General features: G+C 41.7%; 15 protein-coding genes and 1 pseudogene. 10 read left to right on the top strand and 6 right to left on the bottom strand.

All coding sequences use genetic code 11. From position 1 onward, the window contains the following. Window positions 1–161 precede the first annotated feature (161 nt). The 3 genes from ACR5KR_RS12830 (at window position 162) to ACR5KR_RS12840 (ending at window position 3901) form a co-directional block, all read left to right on the top strand. Entirely contained in the window at window positions 162–1559 is a 1398-nt protein-coding gene (locus ACR5KR_RS12830) for an ammonium transporter (RefSeq protein WP_448270186.1), read from the top strand. Between the two features lie 149 nt (window positions 1560–1708). After that, window positions 1709–2575 carry an SGNH/GDSL hydrolase family protein gene (locus ACR5KR_RS12835; protein WP_448266784.1) on the top strand — a complete coding sequence of 289 codons (867 nt, stop codon included), beginning with the start codon at window positions 1709–1711 and terminating at the stop codon, window positions 2573–2575. 117 nt (window positions 2576–2692) lie between these two features. Beyond that, window positions 2693–3901, top strand: a complete 1209-nt coding sequence (locus tag ACR5KR_RS12840; RefSeq protein WP_445626198.1) for a 4-hydroxy-3-methylbut-2-enyl diphosphate reductase — start codon at window positions 2693–2695, stop codon at window positions 3899–3901. Window positions 3902–4343: 442 nt separating this feature from the next. On the opposite strand, the gene ACR5KR_RS12845 is transcribed toward ACR5KR_RS12840, so the two are convergent. Continuing rightward, complete coding sequence (locus ACR5KR_RS12845; RefSeq protein ID WP_322670168.1) at window positions 4344–4496, bottom strand: lmo0937 family membrane protein; 153 nt, start codon at window positions 4494–4496, stop codon at window positions 4344–4346. A 760-nt stretch (window positions 4497–5256) separates the two neighbouring features. Here ACR5KR_RS12845 and ACR5KR_RS12850 point away from each other — a divergent pair. The 3 genes from ACR5KR_RS12850 (at window position 5257) to ACR5KR_RS12860 (ending at window position 6971) form a co-directional block, all read left to right on the top strand. Then, the gene (locus tag ACR5KR_RS12850) at window positions 5257–6219 is read left to right on the top strand and encodes a VOC family protein (RefSeq protein ID WP_448266785.1); all 963 of its coding nucleotides are present in this window, start codon (window positions 5257–5259) and stop codon (window positions 6217–6219) included. A gap of 63 nt (window positions 6220–6282) precedes the next feature. Next, on the top strand, window positions 6283–6591 hold the full coding sequence (locus ACR5KR_RS12855) for a type II toxin-antitoxin system Phd/YefM family antitoxin (RefSeq protein ID WP_445626196.1): 309 nt from the start codon (window positions 6283–6285) through the stop codon (window positions 6589–6591). Next, entirely contained in the window at window positions 6588–6971 is a 384-nt protein-coding gene (locus ACR5KR_RS12860) for a type II toxin-antitoxin system VapC family toxin (protein WP_445626195.1), read from the top strand. Before ACR5KR_RS12855 ends, ACR5KR_RS12860 begins: the two co-directional genes overlap by 4 nt. 10 nt (window positions 6972–6981) lie before the next feature. Here ACR5KR_RS12860 and ACR5KR_RS12865 read toward each other — a convergent pair whose 3' ends face one another. Both ACR5KR_RS12865 and ACR5KR_RS12870 read right to left on the bottom strand, forming a co-directional pair. Further along, entirely contained in the window at window positions 6982–7548 is a 567-nt protein-coding gene (locus tag ACR5KR_RS12865) for a DoxX family protein (RefSeq protein WP_445626194.1), read from the bottom strand. Then, a complete protein-coding gene (locus ACR5KR_RS12870) occupies window positions 7545–8474 on the bottom strand; it encodes an SMP-30/gluconolactonase/LRE family protein (protein WP_448266786.1) in 930 nt (309 codons plus the stop codon). The genes ACR5KR_RS12865 and ACR5KR_RS12870 overlap by 4 nt, the downstream gene beginning before the upstream one ends. A gap of 916 nt (window positions 8475–9390) precedes the next feature. On the opposite strand from ACR5KR_RS12870, the gene ACR5KR_RS12875 reads away from it, so the two are divergent. After that, window positions 9391–10965, top strand: coding sequence for a GMC oxidoreductase (locus ACR5KR_RS12875; RefSeq protein WP_448266787.1), 1575 nt, complete (start codon window positions 9391–9393; stop codon window positions 10963–10965). Window positions 10966–11053: 88 nt separating this feature from the next. Next, window positions 11054–11401, top strand: coding sequence for a hypothetical protein (locus tag ACR5KR_RS12880; RefSeq protein ID WP_448266788.1), 348 nt, complete (start codon window positions 11054–11056; stop codon window positions 11399–11401). A 71-nt stretch (window positions 11402–11472) separates the two neighbouring features. Here ACR5KR_RS12880 and ACR5KR_RS12885 read toward each other — a convergent pair whose 3' ends face one another. Next, window positions 11473–14637, bottom strand: coding sequence for a beta strand repeat-containing protein (locus ACR5KR_RS12885; protein ID WP_448266789.1), 3165 nt, complete (start codon window positions 14635–14637; stop codon window positions 11473–11475). A 594-nt stretch (window positions 14638–15231) separates the two neighbouring features. Between ACR5KR_RS12885 and ggt the strand changes: the two genes are divergently transcribed. Next, window positions 15232–16995 carry a gamma-glutamyltransferase gene (gene ggt, locus ACR5KR_RS12890; RefSeq protein ID WP_448266790.1) on the top strand — a complete coding sequence of 588 codons (1764 nt, stop codon included), beginning with the start codon at window positions 15232–15234 and terminating at the stop codon, window positions 16993–16995. 54 nt (window positions 16996–17049) lie between these two features. Here ggt and ACR5KR_RS12895 read toward each other — a convergent pair whose 3' ends face one another. Beyond that, window positions 17050–17313 (bottom strand): hypothetical protein, encoded by a 264-nt coding sequence (locus ACR5KR_RS12895; protein WP_292785151.1) that lies wholly within the window; start codon window positions 17311–17313, stop codon window positions 17050–17052. A gap of 619 nt (window positions 17314–17932) precedes the next feature. Continuing rightward, entirely contained in the window at window positions 17933–18526 is a 594-nt protein-coding gene (locus ACR5KR_RS12900) for a DUF1802 family protein (RefSeq protein ID WP_448266791.1), read from the bottom strand. A 77-nt stretch (window positions 18527–18603) separates the two neighbouring features. On the opposite strand from ACR5KR_RS12900, the pseudogene ACR5KR_RS12905 reads away from it, so the two are divergent. Beyond that, window positions 18604–19158: pseudogene (locus ACR5KR_RS12905) on the top strand (aldo/keto reductase); the annotation flags it as partial. Window positions 19159–19453 lie beyond the last annotated feature (295 nt).

Genomic DNA, 19453 nt, shown 5'->3' on the forward strand with positions numbered 1-19453 from the left:
TTGGCAACTACAAATTAGGTTTATATTTTTGTTAACATTCCAAGAAAATTCAGGTTAAGTAACTTTCAAGACAAAAATGTGTCAATAAAAGTAATCAAATGTAGTTAAGGATACAAATTGTTGGTGCTTAGGAAGAAAAAAAAGTGTTGAAGAAAGTTGTGATGATTGGAGCTATCACCCTACTATTTTTAGGAGGGCCGTTGATGGGCAATGCTTTTGCCCAAACCCCAACTGCTGCCCCGCCTACTGCTGATACTGGGGACACAGCATTTATGCTGATTTCAGCAGCACTTGTGCTGCTAATGACACCAGGATTGGCATTTTTCTATGGTGGATTTGTGCGATCGCGTAACATCCTAAACACATTGATGATGAGCTTTGTGTTAATGGCAATCGTCGGAGTTACCTGGATTTTGTGGGGCTATAGTCTTTCCTTTGCGCCAGGTTTACCATTTATCGGTGGATTGCAATGGCTGGGTTTGAATAATGTCGGATTAGAGATAACCGATTATCTCAAAGGGTCAAACCCGCCGGAAGTCGTCTCTTATGCCGGCACAATACCCCATCAGGCATTCATGATTTACCAAGCCATGTTTGCCATTATCACCCCAGCCTTAATTTCTGGGGCGATCGTTGAGCGGATTAGTTTCCGCGCCTATTCGCTGTTTGTTCTACTGTGGTCAACCTTTGTTTACGCTCCCCTAGCCCACATGGTCTGGGCGAAAGGTGGATTCTTGGGTTTGTACGGTGGATTAGGTGCGCTCGACTTTGCAGGCGGCACAGTAGTTCATATTAGTTCTGGGGTTTCAGCCCTAGTAGCAGCGATCGTCCTTGGCCCTCGGAAAACACATCCCGATCGCCTTAGCCCACCGCATAATGTTCCTTTCATTTTACTGGGTGCTGGCTTGCTATGGTTTGGCTGGTTCGGTTTCAACGCTGGAAGTGCCTTATCTGCTGCCAGTGGAACTTCTGGTAATGTAGTCACAAATTTAGCAACAACAGCCTTTGTTGCTACCAATACTGCGGCGGCGGCGGCGGCTTTAATGTGGCTAATTTTGGAAAGCGTTTTACGGGGTAAACCGACCGCAGTGGGAGCAGCTACAGGAGCTGTTGCTGGTTTAGTGGGTATCACCCCCGCCGCCGGATTTGTCACACCGCTATCAGCGATTTTAGTTGGTTTCATCACCTCCTTTGTTTGCTTCTATGCTGTGAGTTTCAAGCATAAGCTGCAAATTGACGATGCTTTAGATACCTATCCCGTGCATGGCGTTGGCGGTACAGTAGGGGCAATTTTAACGGCCATTTTTGCCACGACTCAAGTCAACGGAGGAGGTAAAGATGGAGTGCTGCGTGGTAATTTTGGTGAATTGATAGTTGAACTAGTAGCAATTGTCGTTGCCTATGTAATCGCAGGTGTTGGTACGTGGATTATTCTCAAGATTATCGATGCTACAGTCGGGCTGCGAGTCAAAGAGGAAGCGGAATTGCAAGGTATGGATATCAACGAACACGGCGAAGAAGGTTACAATTCCGAGTTTGGCGACCGTCCTACTCAGTAATGAGTGCTGAGTGCTGAGTTAGGAGTTAGGAGTTAGGAGTTAGGAGTTAGGAGTTAGGAGTTGCTTCCCCAATGCCCAATTTAAGATTGTGTAATTTGCGATCGCTAGCGTTAAAATTTGATTCAAATAATTGGTAAATTTCGCTAGTCGTGTCTACATCTCTTAAAACCTTTCCTATCTGGGCATTTTTCTCGCTGTTAACCAACGGCATCCTAATGTTGGCGGTCATTCTGCTCATTTGGCAACAGCAGAGATTGGCCGCTTTTTTTGGGATAATCGCATCCCCACAGCCAATCAACCTGAATAATTCACCGCAAATTGCTACACCTGATTTAGGTCGCCGTCACCAACTCACTTATCAAGAGTGGATAGATATCCTCAACCAAGAAGCCAAGGTCGCCGCTGACCAACATCCTCCGCATTTAACCATCCTGGCGGGAGATTCTCTGAGTTTGTGGTTTCCCCCTGAGTTATTACCCGAAGGTAAAAATTGGCTCAATCAAGGAATTTCTGGCGAAACCAGCAATGGACTCTTAAAAAGATTAAAAATATTTGACCGCACCCAGCCAGAGGTGATTTTTGTAATGATTGGCATTAATGACTTAATTCGGGGCATGAGCAATGGGGAAATTTTAGATAATCAGCGGCAAATTATCAATTACCTACGAAAGACTCATCCCACAGCGCAAATTGTTGTCCAATCGATTTTGCCACATGGGGCAGAAGCAGCAACTTGGAAAGGACGAGATAAACTATTGGCTGTTGCCAATAGTCGCATTCGCGAGTTGAATCAGCAACTACAAAGCATATCTACCAAAAAAGGTGTCAAATACCTCGATTTACATCCCCTGTTTACTAACAAGCAAGGAAATCTCCGCCGCGAATTTACTACTGATGGCTTACATTTAAGTCCTGAAGGCTATATGGTTTGGCGTTCTGCATTGCAGATTTATAGCGAGATTGAATTAAAACCCCAGCAAGAAAAAGAGGGGAAAAGGTTAAAGGATAAAGGGTAAAGGCATTAAATCCTTTTCCCTTTGCCTCTCTCTGATAATATCTTTGAAGACAACTCTGTATCAATCGCGTCTAGGCGCGAGAAAATAAGAAATAGTGAGTTTAAGTAGACAAATCTAATGGATACAAAAGCTTTTAAGCGCAACCTCCAACATTCAGAAAATTACAATCGCAAGGGCTTTGGTCATCAAGCAGAAGTTGCCACGCAGTTGCAATCTGAGTATCAGAGTAACTTGATTCAGGAAATTCGCGATCGCAATTACACTCTGCAACGGGGTGATGTAACAATCCGACTAGCACAAGCCTTTGGCTTTTGCTGGGGTGTAGAACGGGCTGTGGCTATGGCCTACGAAACTCGTCAGCATTTCCCCACAGAACACATCTGGATTACTAACGAGATTATCCACAACCCTTCTGTAAATCAGCGGATGCAGGAGATGGAAGTACAATTCATCCCCATTAAAGAAAAGAATAAAGACTTTTCTATTGTTGGAATTGGTGATGTGGTCATATTACCCGCTTTTGGGGCTAGCGTTCAAGAAATGCAGATACTTCACGATAAAGGCTGCAAAATTGTTGATACAACTTGTCCTTGGGTATCTAAAGTTTGGAATACAGTAGAAAAGCACAAAAAAATCGATTATACATCAATAATTCACGGTAAATATAAGCACGAAGAAACAGTTGCGACTAGTTCCTTCGCTGGCAAGTATTTAATTGTGTTAAATTTGCAAGAAGCAGAATATGTTGCTGACTATATTATCAATGGTGGCAACCGTGAAGAATTTCTGACAAAATTTGCGAAAGCTTGTTCAGCAGGATTTGACCCCGATCGCGATTTAGAAAGAGTTGGCATTGCTAACCAAACTACCATGCTTAAAGGCGAAACTGAGCAAATCGGCAAGCTTTTTGAGCGGACTATGTTACAAAAGTATGGCCCCACTGAGTTAAATCAGCATTTCCAAAGCTTTAACACTATTTGTGATGCCACTCAAGAACGGCAAGATGCCATGTTGGAATTAGTGGAACATAATTTAGATTTGATGATAGTAATTGGTGGGTTTAATTCCTCGAATACTACTCAGTTGCAACAAATTGCCTTTGAGCGAGGAATTCCTTCTTACCATATTGATACTGTTGAACGCCTTAAATCGGTATATTCTATTGAACATCGGCAATTAAATGGGCAGTTAATAACTACAGATAACTGGTTGCCTGATGGGGAAATTGTTGTAGGCATTACTTCTGGTGCTTCTACGCCTGATAAGGTAGTAGAAGATGTAATTGAGAAGATTTTTAGATTAAAAGCAACAACAGCACTAGTTTAAAAGTTCTCAGATGACTTTCAAATAAAAACATCCAATTACTTAGGAGGTGGGCAGCATTCGACTGAACAAAGCCAAAGTCTTGCCCGCCTTACAAAAGTATTTTTGCTGTATTATGCAGACTGCAATACATCACAATACATCATTAGACCTTTTGGCATTTGTGCTTTTTGCACTCTTGGGGAAAAGGGTAAAGGTGAAAGGGGAAAGGGACTTTTGCAGAACCTTTTCTCCTTTTCCCAACTTATACAATAAGTCTATTATCTCCAGCTTTGCTCCTGAATTCAGAATAGTTGAATTCTTCAATTGTTTGCAATTGCCAAGATAATGAATGAGGTACAATAACTGCATCCTTCACCTCTCTTTGCACATCCTTCACCTCTCTTTGCAAGCGAGGAAGGGACTATAATGTACCTTCACCATGATGAAGAAATACTATATTTATTCACACATCACGCGTTTTGAAAAAATTATAGATAGCAAGACCAATAGCTAAAAGCAACACTGCATGAATGAGATTTCCGGCAATATGAAGTGCCAGTCCTAATGCCCAAAAAGCAACCAGTATAACAACAATACCCCAAAGTATACTCAACATATTATTTGTTCTGAATTAAATCAGTTTTAATTTATTCAAAGATTTTACTCCATCGCTTCACTTTTATCTATTTGCCTTAAGAAAGATTACTTTGAGTGATGGCGCACAGTCATTTGCTATGCTTAATCTTTCGTTACTATTTAATTAGATAAAGATAGCGGTTCTGAACTGTCAGTTAACTGCCCCGATCGCTACCTCAAGCGACAGGATTGCTCTATAGTCGGAGCCTGTGCGAGTTGCACCATAATTGCTACTAATCAACCGCAACCTTACGATCGCCTGAAGCTAGCAATTCTAGCAATTATTGAGTCACATCCAAAAACGGCAACAAACCAGGGAATACCAGCAGCAGGTATCCAACAAGCGGCAAGTTTTCTTTGACTAGCTATTTTGGTGATTCTGGCATGACTTTAGAGATTTACAATAATTAACGCCTCTAGCCATTGGGATAATAAACCTCTTGCAAAAGTAATTTTTGCAAGAGGGGTTAAAGGGAAAAGGGTTTTTATGAGCCGCTTTCCCCTTTAACCCTTACCCTTTTCTCCACTTTTGCAAGAAGTCTAAGAAATATTTCTACCGAAAGAACTATAAAAATTTCATCACGATTTCATTATTCGATGAAATCTTTAAAGGATAAATTCAGTTACATGTCTTTCTTCAGCTAGAGATAAATTTTATCATATTTTTGATATTGATTTATACAAGACTCATATTGAATTTTTGCGAAGCTAGTACATAATAAGTACAAAGTCTGTTGAATATGTCAAGTCAAACCGATGTACAAGTACAAAGAATTAGAGCTATTGGCTTAACAGTGACAAACTGCAATCGCTCTTTGGATTTCTATACACAAGCACTTGCTTTTGAACTAGTTTCTGACATTACTGTTGAAGGACAGGATTACAGCGACTTAGGAGATGTGACTGGGACAACAATTCGCATTGTCACTTTACGATTAGGTGATGAACCGATCGAGTTGATGGAGTATCTTAATATTCAGGGTAAACCCATTCCCAGCGATTCACAAAGTAATGACTTGTGGTTTCAACATCTGGCAATTGTCGTGAGTGATATGGATCGTGCTTATACTCACTTGCGTTCATTTCCCATTGAATCAATTTCAGTTGCTCCCCAGACAATACCACCTGAGAATAAAGCATCTGGTGGTGTCCGCGCTTTTAAGTTTAAAGACCCTGATGGTCATGATTTAGAGTTAATTTGGTTTCCACCTGATAAAGGACAAGATAAGTGGCATCAAAATAGTCATAGCTTGTTTTTGGGAATCGATCATAGTGCGATCGCTATTTCCAATACCGAGCAGAGTATACACTTCTACTGCAACCTCCTGGGAATGCAAATTGATAGCCGCAGTCTCAACTGGGGTGCAACCCAATCTCGCTTGGATAATTTACCAGGAGCCGAAGTCAAAATTACAGCACTACGACCTGTTCAAGATGGTGTGGGAATTGAACTGTTAGACTATATTGTGCCTGAAAAAGGCCGCCCAATACCGAGTGACTGGAAAAGTTGCGATATTGCACATATCCAAATTGAGCTTGTTGTAAATAATCTTGAACAGTTTGTAGATAAGCTACGGCGTAACAAAGTTCAGTTTGTATCGTCGCGGATTGTACAGTTTAGCGATCGCTCTTTTCCTTACCGCCAAGGTTATTTAGTTAAAGATCCTGATGGACACGCAATATTGCTAATTGCGGAATCTTGATGTGGGAAGCGATGGATCGTTGATTGGCTATAATACTTGTAGTGAGGTAGGACATAAATAAAAATGTCAGAAAAAACTTTCGATATTGCTTACTTATCTGATAATTTACTTGAGTTATTATCAGATATCCAAAATAATGTTGAAATTACGCTAACTCGTCAAGGGGTTCCTTGGGCAAAGGTTTTACCTCTGTCTCAAGCAGAGTCTATAGTTGAAAAAGCAAGTTTAAATCATGGCTCGATGGTGATGATTAGTGAAGATATCTTAGAACCCAGAGTTGCAGGTTTTTGGCAAGGACAGGTTAAGATTTCTGATGATTTTGATGAAACTTCCGAAGAGGTAATTGCTGCTTTTTATGGGGAAGATCAATGAGTTTTCTGCTAGATACTCATATCCTGCTATGGTTTTTAGCAAATGATTCTAAGTTGTCAAATCAGGTACGAGAAGTAATTACTAATCCTGAAAATTTAATTTTTGTCAGTGCTATTAGTGCTTGGGAAATTTCGATTAAACAGTCTTTAGGAAAGTTAATAGCTCCTAGTAATTTAGAGGAGGCTTTGCGCTTTAGTCGATTAGAGGTTTTAGCAATTACGTTGGCACATGGAATAAAAGTTGCTGATTTGCCAATGTATCATAAAGATCCTTTTGATCGGATGTTAATTGCTCAGGCTTTGGTAGAAGGTCTAACAATAATTACTGTAGATCAGAAGTTTAAATTTTATGATGTGGCGTTGTTAATAACTGAATCATAAATATGATGATTCACCTTCCAAAAATCAAAGCATCAAGCGAATAAGCACCAGGGCCTAAAACTGCGATCGCAATTAGCATAACGCAATACATAAAAGCCTTTTCCCAACTTGGGGGTTCACCTTGTCCTAAAGCACCTTGATACTGTTCTGGAGGAATTAAGTATGGATCTTGAGCGACAAAAGGCTTACCTCCAGAGATGTGCAAATATATTGCAAAAATCATTGAGCAGAGAATAGGCAAAGTTGCTAAGAGTGTGAGGAATCCAATTATCAGAAAAATTCCACCACCTAACATCGATGCAGCTGATAAAAAGCAAAGAAAAACAGGCATTTTTAGAGACTCAGCCCACCGTCGAAGATGCGTTATCTTGGGATAGCCGTGTAGTATAAACAACCAGCCAAGGCTAACTCTGAGAAGTAAAAGTGCCAATCCTGGGAATCCGTCAGGATACACCGGAGAAAGTGAACTTAACAAGTGTGGACTGAGCTGTGGGAAATTAAATGCAGCTAGGAAAAAAGCGAGTTCCTTCGGAATAGCTCCGCTTAACGCTACACCCAACCCAAATTGATAAATCATAGTTGTACACCACGAGTATTAAGGTTGATAGCATATAACGAATGACCGGCTGTGATAAATAAGCGTTCACGAAGTGTCCCTGAAAGGGAATCGCCTTCTTGACCACCGAAAGTCAGGTTAGCTGATGTCTCCGGTACAAAAATTTTTCCTAAGCGAGTTCCATCGGGGGCGTATATCTGCACGCTATCTTGAGAGGTAGTAAAAACATTGCCATGTTCGTCAACCCGCAGTCCATCCGGTTGTCCTGGCTCAATGACTGCAAATACACGCCCATTCTTTACATAGCGCTCGCCTACAACCTTATAAACACGAATATGATGAGGCCCCCCAGGAATATTAAACGCAGCTGTATCTGAAACATATAAAAGGCTTTCGTCTGGACTGAAAGCCAACCCATTAGGGCGTACCATGTCTGTTACTACAGGATAAATCTCACCTGTTTCTAGGTCAAAGCGATACACGTAACTTCCGGGTTGTTCCTGTTCGCCGCCGTAACCTTGATTTGGCTCGGTAATCCCATAAGGCGGATCGGTGAACCAAATTGTACCGTCACTTTTGACTACCAAATCATTTGGACTGTTCAGGCGTTTGCCTTGGTAGCGATCGACTAAAACCTTCCATTCACCATTTTGTTCGCGTCGGATGATAGCACGCAAACCAGAGGAACACGCAACCAGACGACCCTCTAAGTCTCGGTAATTACCACTTTGGTAATCAGATGGATCTCGTAGGACAGTCACCTTGTCAGTGGGACTCCATCGCAACAGGCGATTGCCGTGAGCGTCACTCCACACAACACTGTCATCTTCATGGAAATAAACAGGCCCCTCGCTATGGACTGCACCGTTGGCTAGCTCCTGGAGTAAAGCATCGGGGCGTACAATAGCACGCAGGCGATCGTCATAAATCTCAATGGCTTCAGGCATAGAAATCTCCTGTTATTTAACTTGGCTACTGAGGATAAATACCAGGTCTAAATTAATAATAAAGTATTGCCAATATTTACTTAATATCGGGCAACAAACTGAGTGTAAAATTTTCAACTATTTTCATCAATTACTAAATACAATATTGAAGTTAATGATTATAAAGCTAATTCTTACTATATCGATCTCTATTAACATTGAACCATAGATATAGATTGCACTAAAATACTATTTTTGTTCAAGATAAATATTTTGTAACACAATCGAATTAATAGCTTCATCAAATGCCAAGCAAAATTCATTTACTATTTTTGTAAATATATTACATGGCTAATTCACACAATACAAATAAAAAATGAAATTAAAATGAAATACTAACCTGTCTTTAGGTATAAATAAATATTAATCCATTAGAGAGAAGTAATATTGTAATTCAAGCTTTAATCTAAGCATAATAATCTGTCTTTAAAGGGTGTTTGAAAAGCTATAGTTATTGGTCAAAGTGTCTAATATCCCCCCTAACTCCCCTTGTAAATCTACGGTGCATACACAAGTCTCAAGTAGTTGATAAATTTTGGTTTTACCCCACCCTAACCCTCCCCGATATATTGGGGAGGGAACAACATTTGTTCTGTTTCCCCCCAATATATCGGGGGGATTAAGGGAGGTAATTCGACTTGTGTATACACGGTAGCCCTTGTAAATGGTGGGGAATAATCTCTTAAATTCCTCCTTTACAAGGGGATTTTGGGGGTTAAGATCATAATTTAATGTGTTATACGACACTTTTAAAACATATTTTTAAGAGTATTCAAATTTTGAAAAAACTTATAAAGCAACTTAAAATATTGCCAAATTAATTTGTGGCATCAAAGAAATTAAACCGTAATTAATATGAAATTACCAATTATCAATTATGACTAGCATCACAGAACATTACGACATCATTATTATCGGTACAGGAGCCGGTGGAGGTACATTAGCTCACCGCCTTGCACCCACAGGTAAAAAAATTCTCGTGCTGGAAAGAGGCGACTTTTTACCGAGAGAGAAAGCTAACTGGAATCCAGAGGAAGTCTATCAAAAACACCGTTACCATACACATGAAGAATGGTATGACAAAGAAGGTAAAGCTTTTCAACCTCAGACAGGCTATTGGGTTGGTGGCAATACCAAACTCTACGGTGCAGCCCTAATTAGATTTCGGGAGCGAGATTTTGAAAGGGTAATTCATAAAGAAGGAGTTTCTCCAGAATGGCCTTTGAAGTATCAAGACTTTGAGTCATACTACACCCAAGCAGAAAAGCTATATGACGTGCATGGTCAGGAAGGAGAAGACCCCACAGAACCACCTCGCAGCGAACCATATCCCTATCCGCCAGTGAGTCATGAGCCAGATATGCAGTCTCTTGCTGATGGCATCCGGGAACTGGGTTACTACCCATTTCATTTACCACTAGGATTAAAGCTCAATGAAAGCGATCGCACCAAGAGTCCCTGCATTCGCTGCGATACCTTTGACGGATATCCTTGTCTCGTACACGCAAAAGCCGATGCTGATGTCAACGCCATTCGTCCGGCTCGTGAAAAATATGCCAATGTTACTCTTTTAACTAATGCCAAAGTCTTACGGCTGCATACCAGTGAGTCGGGGCGAGAAGTGACGAAGATAGAAACTGAAATTGCAGGAGAGCAACATTGGTTTGCAGGCGATATTGTGGTTGTTGCCTGTGGTTCTGTCAACTCAGCTGCTTTGCTGTTACGCTCTGCTAATGACAAACATCCCAACGGATTAGCAAATAGTTCCGATCAAGTGGGACGGAATTTTATGAAACAACTGGAAACGGCCATAGTTTCCATACATCTAGAGGTGAATCACGCCAACTTTCAAAAAACCATCGCTGTCAACGATTTTTACTGGGGAGAGCCAGATTTTCCTTATCCGATGGGTATGGTGCAAAATACAGGTAATGTCCTAGCTGATATGATTCCCGGAGAAGCACCGCCACTGATGGCTCCATTTATCAAGCTGATTCCTCATTTTGAGCGCCATTTGCTGGCCGAGCGATCGGTTGGCTGGTGGTTGCAAACAGAAGATTTACCAGACCCCAATAATCGGATTCGGGTGGTGGGCGACAAGATTCATGTTGACTATACACTGAACAATACCAAAGCAAGCGATCGCTTAATTCATCGCTGGACATCTGTACTCAAGTCAATTCCTGATTCTGCCAAACACGTCCTGCCATTTAGCATTTATCCCCGCACTCATATACCTGAACAAGCAGTTGCTCATCAATGCGGTAGTTGTCGATTTGGCACAGATCCCAAAACCTCAGTCCTGGATCTAAATTGTCGTGCCCATGATGTCGAGAATCTTTATGTTGTAGATAGTAGTTTCTTTCCGTCAAATTCGGGAGTTAACCCCACGCTTACGATTATGGCGAATGCATTGCGTGTTGGCGATCTGCTTGCAGCAGCGCTTCTTTGACGCATAGCTAAACGATTGAAGTAGAAAGCTAGTACACCTGAGCAAGAAGTAGTTTCATGCTGATTATAGTTTCAAGGAGAAACAGATTATGAACGAAGAACACTCTACTTCTAACCGAGAAAATGAAAATCAAACACCCCCAAATACTCATTCTATTGCAACAGGATTGGGAGCAGCCGGAGGCGGAATTGCAGGAGCCGCACTAGGCCGCTCAATTGGTGGTAAGGTTGGTGCTGCAATTGGTGGCGTTGCAGGTGCGATCGCACTTGGAGTTGCAGCCAATGAACTGGCAGGATACACCGAGCAATTCATTGAAGAACTCCAGCCGACAGTAGGCTTAGGATTAGGAGCAGATCGCAAACCAATTGAATTACCTAGTCACTATAGTTGGGAAGAACTACAAGCACTATCAAAACCTCAAGGGGAAAAAATCTAGAACCGCAAAGTTTGCTAGATCCCCGTACCTTCAGGTCGGGGAGTGTCAATCAATTACATCGAGGATAACGATTAAACAACCACAAAATTATTGTTCGTTAGTGACAATCCAGGAGATAATCCGGCAAATTGTACCTGAGTAAATGTGCCTGCACTACCATCTCGGTCAAAGAACAATGCACCTGTAGTGGAGTTATAAATAAATCGCTGGCTGGTAGTGGTTGCAGATTCTCCAAGTGTAAACTGACTTGCCTGAAGTACACCTGCTGATAAACCGCCACCAAAACCAGCAGCCGACACTTGAATTATTTCATTCGGTTCATTAATCGCCCCGAAGTCACGTATCAAATCGAGACCTTCATCGAAACTATTGAAAACAAAGGTATCAGTACCACCTTCTCCAAAGAGGCGATCGTTACCCTTGCCACCAATGAGGATAGCATCGCCAATGCCACCTGTGAGGGTATCATCACCATTGCCACCTATGACGGTGTTATTACCAGTCGCATAAGAGGCTCTCAGGGAATCATTACCATCGCCCCCATCTAATAGATTATTGCCTGTTGAACCGGAAACATCCAATGTATCGTTACCAACACCACCGTTGAGGGTGTTCTCACCAGAGGCGTCAGAAAAGACAGAGAGAAAATCATTACCATCGCCCCCATCTAATAGATTGTCGTCTGCTGAACCGGAAACATACAATATATCGTTACCAGCACCACCATTGAGGGTGTTATTTCCAGATACGCTATCCTTAACATAATTTCCGAATTCGTCCTCAATGGAACTCAAGGCCTGTAAAGAATCATTGCCATTGCCTCCATTGAGAAGGTGATTCCCTGTTGAAAGACTAATATCCAAGAAATCTTCACCAGCGCCGCCATCTATTGTATCGTTACCATTGCCTGAACGGAGCGTATCATTACCATTGCTTCCCACAAGATAATCATTGTAGTCTGTACCTGTGATATTTAATTGTTCGATATTCTTGTAGTTAAACACTGTTGTGTCTGCCGTCGAAGAAATTACTCCAATGTTAGTAGTCGCATCAAAAGTTGAAGTAATTCCTGTGGTAGCACTGCCATAACTGAAAGACAAAGTGTCGTTACCTGTTCCCCCGTCTACTGTTTGAGTCACTAACGTAGATAGGGAGTAGAAATTTAAAGAATCATCGCCATTCCCGCCATTGAGGGTGTTATTGTCGATGCCACCATTGAGAGTATCATTGCCATCGCCACCGTTGAGAGTATTATTGCCATTGCCACCCCTCAAAATATCATTGCCACTTAAGCCTTCAATAATGTCATTACCCCCTTGACCATTGATGACATCATTTGAATTGTCAAATCCACTAACATTGTTAGATAGGTCGTTTAGGAAGGTGACTGTATTTTTTCTAAACACAGTGCTTTGGGTGGAGTTGGCATCGAAGACATCAAAGCTGTCGGCGATCGTAGTTTGCCCATAAAACAGAATATTGCCCAAATCTACACTGGCTCCAGTAGATTTGGTGAGGTTATCAAGGTTGGACAGGGCAAAGTTTTCCAGGATGAATCTGGTATCACCATATCCTTGAAAGCTGATTTCTAAACTTGTGCCATTCTGGGTGAGAAGCAAATTGTCGGCAGTGAAGCCAATATTGTCCTGGAATATCAGAGTATCCACTTCGGCTATGACTGCTGCTGTGGGGTTTGTTCCTTTACCTACTCCACCGAAATCGGCAATTGTAGTAGTGCCAGTATTAATTATATCGATGTATCTGTAAGTATCAGTTGCGTTGCTTAAGCCGTTGTAAACAAATTTATCCTTACCACCGCCGCCTGTGAGGCTATCGTTACCACTACCGCCTGTAAGGCTATCATCGCCATTACCACCGTTGAGGGTGTTATTATCAGTGCCACCAGAGGCTGTTAGAGTATCATTGCCATCGCCCCCAGAGAGGAGGTTCTTGCCAGATGAGCGAGAGTTGGAGTAGTTGTCAGTATATAGGTAAACATAGCCAGAGATATCTAGAAAATCATTGCCATCGCCTCCAAAAAGCAGGTTATCGCCTGATGAACCACTAGCATTTAAAGTATCATCACCAGCACCACCGTTGAGGGTGTTATCGCCATCTGATTCAGAGTTAGACAATGTGTACTCCGCACTACTTCTACCCCCAAGGATGGAGAGAGAATCATTGCCGTCGCCTCCATCTAAGAGGTTATCGCCTGATGAGCCACTAGCATTTAAAGTATCATCCCCAACACCACCGTTGAGGGTGTTATCGCCATCTGAGCGAGAGTTAGACGATGTTTGCTCCCCACTACTGTATCCACTGCTGTTTTCCCTCCCAGAGATGGAGAGAGAATCATTGCCATCGCCCCCATCTAAGAGGTTATCGCCAAATGAACCACTAGCATTTAAAGTATCATCACCAACACCACCGTTGAGGGTATTATTACCTAAAGAGCGATCGTCGACTTTTGCGCCCTCATAGGCGGAGTAGTAGGAGTACTCGTAGCTGCCAGAGGCTGTCAGAGAATCATTGCCATTGCCACCATTAAGCAGATTATTGCCTGAGGGGAAGTTAGCATCCAAAGAGTCGTCACCAACACCACCGTTGAGAGTATTATTGCCCGCACCACCTCTCAAAAGGTCATTGCCACTTAAGCCTTCAATAATGTCATCACCCCCTTGACCATTGATGACATCATTTGAATCGTCAAATCCACTAACATTGTTAGATAGGTCGTTTAGGAAGGTGACTGTGTTTTTTTTAAAGACAGTGCTTTGGGTGGAGTTAGCATTGAAGACATCAAAGCTGTCGGTGATGGTAGTTTGCCCATAAAACAGAATATTGCCCAAATCTACACTGGCTCCAGTGGATTTGGTGAGGTTATCCAGGCTTTCTAGGGCAAAATTTTCCAAAATAATTTTGCGAAAAGTAAACCCTTGGAAGTTGATTTCCAGATTGTTGCCATTCTGGGTGAGGAGCAAGTTTTGGGCAGTGAAGCCATTATTGCTCTGGAAATTTAGGGTATCCACTTCAGCAATGACTTCTGCTGTGGGGTTTGTTCCTTTACCTACTCCACTAAAATCAGTTATTATACTGACAAAAGAACCTACTTCATCAACGCTGTAAGCAAATATATCCTTGCCACCGCCACCAGTTACGGTGGTTAGGGCTTTGTAGAAATCATCAGAAGTGCCCTGTAGGATATCGTTACCGTTGGTTCCAATGGTAATTGCCATAAGTTTTTCCTACCTGAATCGATTTTTAGAGTAACTTTAGTTGTCAATAATTGAGTTAATGCTATTAATGCTATTTGACGGCACAAATAATGTGCCAAAAGTTGCAGCTTTCGGCATACTCTATTCAGTCTTTAGATAGAGCGGCAAATTGTTCATTAAAGATTTCCCCTTTAATTCGCTTGCAAACATTACTATCCCAGTATTGAAGACTATCTAAGTCTTAAGCACTGTACAAAATTTAGTTGGTTTGTCAATGCATAAGTCTTACTAGTTTCAAAATAGGTAGGGAACACTTGAGACAGCACAAAACAGGAAATTTTTATGCATTCGTTGTCAGCATAGCTTGCCACCGTAGGCATCGCCCTGGAATTTCTATCTGGAAAATAGGAAACATCAAAATAACCTGACAATAATTAAATATCGAATATTTACTTAGATGTCTATCTTTTCAAAAAATCTTTGCATACTCTTCATATTTATAATCGTTCAAGCGGGGGTAGGAGAGCGATGTCTACGGCGGCAAGCTACGCAAACAATGGTTATCAAAATCTGATAAATTAAGTACACCAAGATGCTAAATAGATATAATCTTCTATGAGTAATGGTATAAAAAAGCTTGCTGTTGCTAAACCCAAGCGAGTTGCAATCGCAATCTTTTCTTTCACCGTCTTACTTTACAGTCAAGTTGCATCAGCAGCCTTAACTTTACCCCTACGCAGCAAGAAGGGGATGGTGGTTTCAGCCCATCCCCTAGCAAGTGAAGCGGGAATTTTGATGTTACGCAAAGGTGGTAACGCAGTAGATGCAACTGTAGCCACAACCTTTGCACTTTCTGTAGTTGAGCCTTTTTCGGCGGGAATCGGCGGCGGCGGATTTTTGCTGATGCACTCTGAGAAAACTGGCGAGATCAAAGCGCTCGATTTCCGCGAACGCGCACCCCTGAAAGCTACCAGAAATATGTATCTAGATGCAGCAGGAAAAGTCCGTCCAAATGCAAGTATTAATGGTTATTTGGCAGTAGCAACACCAGGAACGGTAGCAGGACTTTATGAAGTGCATCGTCGCTATGGTAAACTTTCTTGGCAAGAGGTAATGAAACCTGCGATCGCACTCGCTAAAGATGGCTTTATTCTTGGCAATGTGCTAACTGAGAGGCTCAACCAGCGCCAGGAAGCAATTCTCAAGAATCCCGCAGCGCGAGAAATTTTCACTCGCAATGGTGAATTTTATCAACCAAGGGAAAAACTGGTGCAGCGCGATTTGGCACGCACTTTAACAGCAATTGCCGAAAATCCCCAAAGTTTTTACACCGGAAGTATTGCTCAAGCGATCGCTTCTGATATGGTAAAAAATGGTGGTTTAATTTCTCTCGAAGACCTGAAAGCCTACAAACCAATCTGGCGTACTCCCGTTTGTGGCAACTTCCGCAAAGCTAAAATTTGCTCAATGCCACCACCATCATCAGGAGGCATTCACTTATTGCAGATTTTAAATATTATCGGTGACACCGATTTAAAATCTTTAGGATGGCATCATCCAGACGCGATACATTTAATGGTAGAAGCAATGAAGATTGCTTACAGCGATCGCTCAAAATATTTAGGCGATCCTGATTTTGTCAAAGTCCCCGTACAAGAACTGCTCAGTCCAGCTTACGCCAAAAAACGCCGTCAAGAAATTAATATGCAAATGGCTCGACCCTCCACCGAAGTCAAGCCAGGAGATTTAAATTCAAAATGTCTGCGTCTTCCTTCATCCCCTTGTCTTCCGCATGAATCTCTCCAAACCACTCATCTGAATGTTGTAGATGAACAACACAACGCCGTCAGTCTGACTTTCACCATTAATCTCAGTTTTGGTGCTGGTGTGGTGACACCGGGAACTGGAATTATTCTCAACAATGAGATGGATGATTTTGCTGCTGCGCCAGGAGTACCTAATGCTTTTGGTTTAGTTGGTAATGATGCCAACAGCATTGCACCCCGCAAAACTCCTCTATCCAGTATGACTCCCACAATTGTCACAGAAAATGGTCATTTTCGGATGGCAGCAGGTGCGCCTGGTGGTAGCACCATCATCACTCAGGTTTTGCAAGTAATCCTGAATGTGCTGGAATACAACATGGATGTTGGTGCGGCTATTTCTGTTCCACGCATACATCATCAATGGCTGCCAGATGAGTTGCGCGTTGAATCCTGGGGCTTGGATGCTTTGACTTTGCAAGACTTACGCCGTCGGGGACACAAAATTAAGGAAACTACTCCTTGGGGTAATGGTAACGCGATCGCTGTTACATCTGATGGAATTTTAGAAGGAGCCGCCGATCCTCGCGGTGAAGGTTCCCCCAGAGGTTTGTGAGGAAGACGCCAAGAGGCAAAAAATAACTAATGACAAGTGACAAATCACAAATGACTATTGATTTTGGATTGTTGACTCTGCGTAGCTGCTGCTGCCAAACTCGTTTGCCCGTGCGCTAGGTACTAGTGTCCAACCTGCTTTCAAAAGTTTTTGATAAGTTGCCCAACCCTTAGAGCCACCTGGTATTTGATAATCTGGGACTGCAAAATGTCCAAAAGCTGTGTAAGGACGCCAAGGTTGATTAGGTTCTGTCTGCAAATACAAAATTTTCTCTCCATCGCCACCAGACTTAGATAACCAGCACATTTGTCGATGCATTGCAAACTCCTTTGCTTTTAGCTAATGATGCATAATAGCTGATCTTTGTCAAGCTAATTATCACCCTTGGGGATAATTTTTGCCTAGTACTTTAGACAAAATGTAATTAAGTTCTATCCACTGCGAGATAATTGCTTAATAACTCATAGCCTGGAAGACAGCTGCTAACGGGACATAAAGATAAACAGCCTTGGCTCACCTTGTTTATTGGGTGAGATTTTTATCATGTTATCCGCGTTTTTTGCGCTCGTGTGTAACAATCACTACTATTTTGGCTGGGGTTGGCAATCAGACTATTTGTTTTTCTGCTTACACATATAAGCGTAGATTCTAGAAGTTATACCAATCAGAAAAAAGAATGCGACAAATAGTCTATTTGTAGAGACGCGATTCATCGCGTCTTTACCCAAAGATGTGTTGCAATGATTAATTGAATTAGTATTAGTTATAAAGTTCCGTTGATTAAACACTCTGAGAAAACAATAGAAAATCTATTTTGATGTTGATTGTATACAATTGTCCGTTTGATGACAAGAAACAATTTCGTATTTATCTATAAGCTAAATTTAAATCCCCGACTTTTTAAAGAAGCCAGGGATTTGGGCAACAAATTGGGTTATTAGAAGGATGGAGCATACAACATATCGCCGACAATCTCGCGAATTGTCTCTACTAGTTGGCTGTATGCAAAGTTAGATAAAACTGGTTGTGCTGTTTGCAACTGAATTTCTCGATCTAAATCAATCCATGACTTGCAGCCAGCGTATTTGGCGTAATAGGGAATTTCTAGCTCTTGCGATAGTTTATATGTCCGCAGAAGCAGAATATAAAGGGGCTGACGTGCTTTCCATTTGAGGCGATCGCTAATAAAATGCTCGTTCCAAATATGGAAGGGAAGTAAGTTGTTGACAATAGATTCGTCACTACAGGGCAAAATATCTGTAATTTCAGCCCAACTACCAATGCGAACCATTTCAGGATGCCAGCCTGATGTTACTGGATAGACATTATTGGCATATTCAGCTTTCAGCATGAAAGCTTGTTGATGTTCATAAGTAGGATAAAGCAGAATTTGCTTGTGAGCAACTTGGAAATGTCCGTTTCGTTCGTGGATACCGCCTTTGCGGAGCAACATAATTGTTTTGCCACTTTCCAAGGCATTTATGGCAACTGCCCATTCTTTGAGAGCATGAAAAGTTGTAGTCAATTCCATCGGTATCTACTGTAACTCTGATTTAATTTGAAGCTAAGACTGATAAAGTGCGAACCTGTCTAAGGCAATAAATTAGGAAAGCGATCGGTGTTTCCAATTTTTCTGGCGTCCAGTTAGCAGAAGTAGCAAGTTATAGACGTATTGATAGTTTACAACCACCCTATTCTTTATTCTGGAGACAGGTAGAACAAGATGCATTGCCCTATTGTATCGAAAACAATATTTCTATCCTTGCTTATTCGCCTTTAGCACAGGGGTTGTTAACAGGAAGATTTACTCTCGGTCAGAAATTTGACCCAACAGATAACCGTGCTAAAAATAAACTGTTTCAAGGCGAAACTTTGAACTTGCCCAACAACTGCTAGAAAAACTGCGTCCTATAACCCTTCTTAATAATTGTACCCTTGTTCAGTTAGCTTTAGCCTGGTTAATTGCTCAACCTCAAACAAACGCCTAGACGCGTCATAGCGGCTTGTCGCCAGATATCGCTAGAGGGGGTTATCCCGAACAAGCACTCTTTCAATGCATTAGCCGCCCAAATCAAGCTTTCTACAGCCGAATTGGCAGAAATTGATGCCATTAGTCCTATTGTCACCGATCATCTGGATGACAATCAGATTATGTGGAATTGATGACAATGTAGTTTGGTTTCTATGCTTAATCTATTCAAGATCCCTTTAACTTTCTTCAAAAGAGGGTCGGGGATCAAATTTATGCCTCTAGATTGCAAAATCTAACAAAACGTCAACTTTCGTAAACCAAGGGTTGCAACTCACAAATGTAAGTGATAATTTAGATAGTAGGACACCAAAAAAATAAAACCAAACAAAAGGGTCAATGACTTAGTGTCCCCTCGTCATCAGCCCAAGCAAATTTCAGCATATCAAATGTGATAAAAGTGGTAAAAAGCCTAATGTAGAAGGCAAA

The organism is Nostoc sp. DSM 114159 (assembly GCF_053470285.1).

Bases quoted from the DNA above. Each gene is read 5' to 3' on its own strand.
- ACR5KR_RS12880 (WP_448266788.1), top strand. From the start codon at position 11,054: ATGAACGAAGAACACTCTACTTCTAACCGAGAAAATGAAAATCAAACA.
- ACR5KR_RS12830 (WP_448270186.1), top strand. From the start codon at position 162: ATGATTGGAGCTATCACCCTACTATTTTTAGGAGGGCCGTTGATGGGC.
- ACR5KR_RS12865 (WP_445626194.1), bottom strand. From the start codon at position 7,548: ATGATTTATCAATTTGGGTTGGGTGTAGCGTTAAGCGGAGCTATTCCG.
- ACR5KR_RS12845 (WP_322670168.1), bottom strand. From the start codon at position 4,496: ATGTTGAGTATACTTTGGGGTATTGTTGTTATACTGGTTGCTTTTTGG.
- ACR5KR_RS12840 (WP_445626198.1), top strand. From the start codon at position 2,693: ATGGATACAAAAGCTTTTAAGCGCAACCTCCAACATTCAGAAAATTAC.
- ACR5KR_RS12895 (WP_292785151.1), bottom strand. From the start codon at position 17,313: ATGCATCGACAAATGTGCTGGTTATCTAAGTCTGGTGGCGATGGAGAG.
- ACR5KR_RS12855 (WP_445626196.1), top strand. From the start codon at position 6,283: ATGTCAGAAAAAACTTTCGATATTGCTTACTTATCTGATAATTTACTT.
- ggt (WP_448266790.1), top strand. From the start codon at position 15,232: ATGAGTAATGGTATAAAAAAGCTTGCTGTTGCTAAACCCAAGCGAGTT.
- ACR5KR_RS12850 (WP_448266785.1), top strand. From the start codon at position 5,257: ATGTCAAGTCAAACCGATGTACAAGTACAAAGAATTAGAGCTATTGGC.
- ACR5KR_RS12875 (WP_448266787.1), top strand. From the start codon at position 9,391: ATGACTAGCATCACAGAACATTACGACATCATTATTATCGGTACAGGA.
- ACR5KR_RS12860 (WP_445626195.1), top strand. From the start codon at position 6,588: ATGAGTTTTCTGCTAGATACTCATATCCTGCTATGGTTTTTAGCAAAT.
- ACR5KR_RS12900 (WP_448266791.1), bottom strand. From the start codon at position 18,526: ATGGAATTGACTACAACTTTTCATGCTCTCAAAGAATGGGCAGTTGCC.
- ACR5KR_RS12870 (WP_448266786.1), bottom strand. From the start codon at position 8,474: ATGCCTGAAGCCATTGAGATTTATGACGATCGCCTGCGTGCTATTGTA.
- ACR5KR_RS12885 (WP_448266789.1), bottom strand. From the start codon at position 14,637: ATGGCAATTACCATTGGAACCAACGGTAACGATATCCTACAGGGCACT.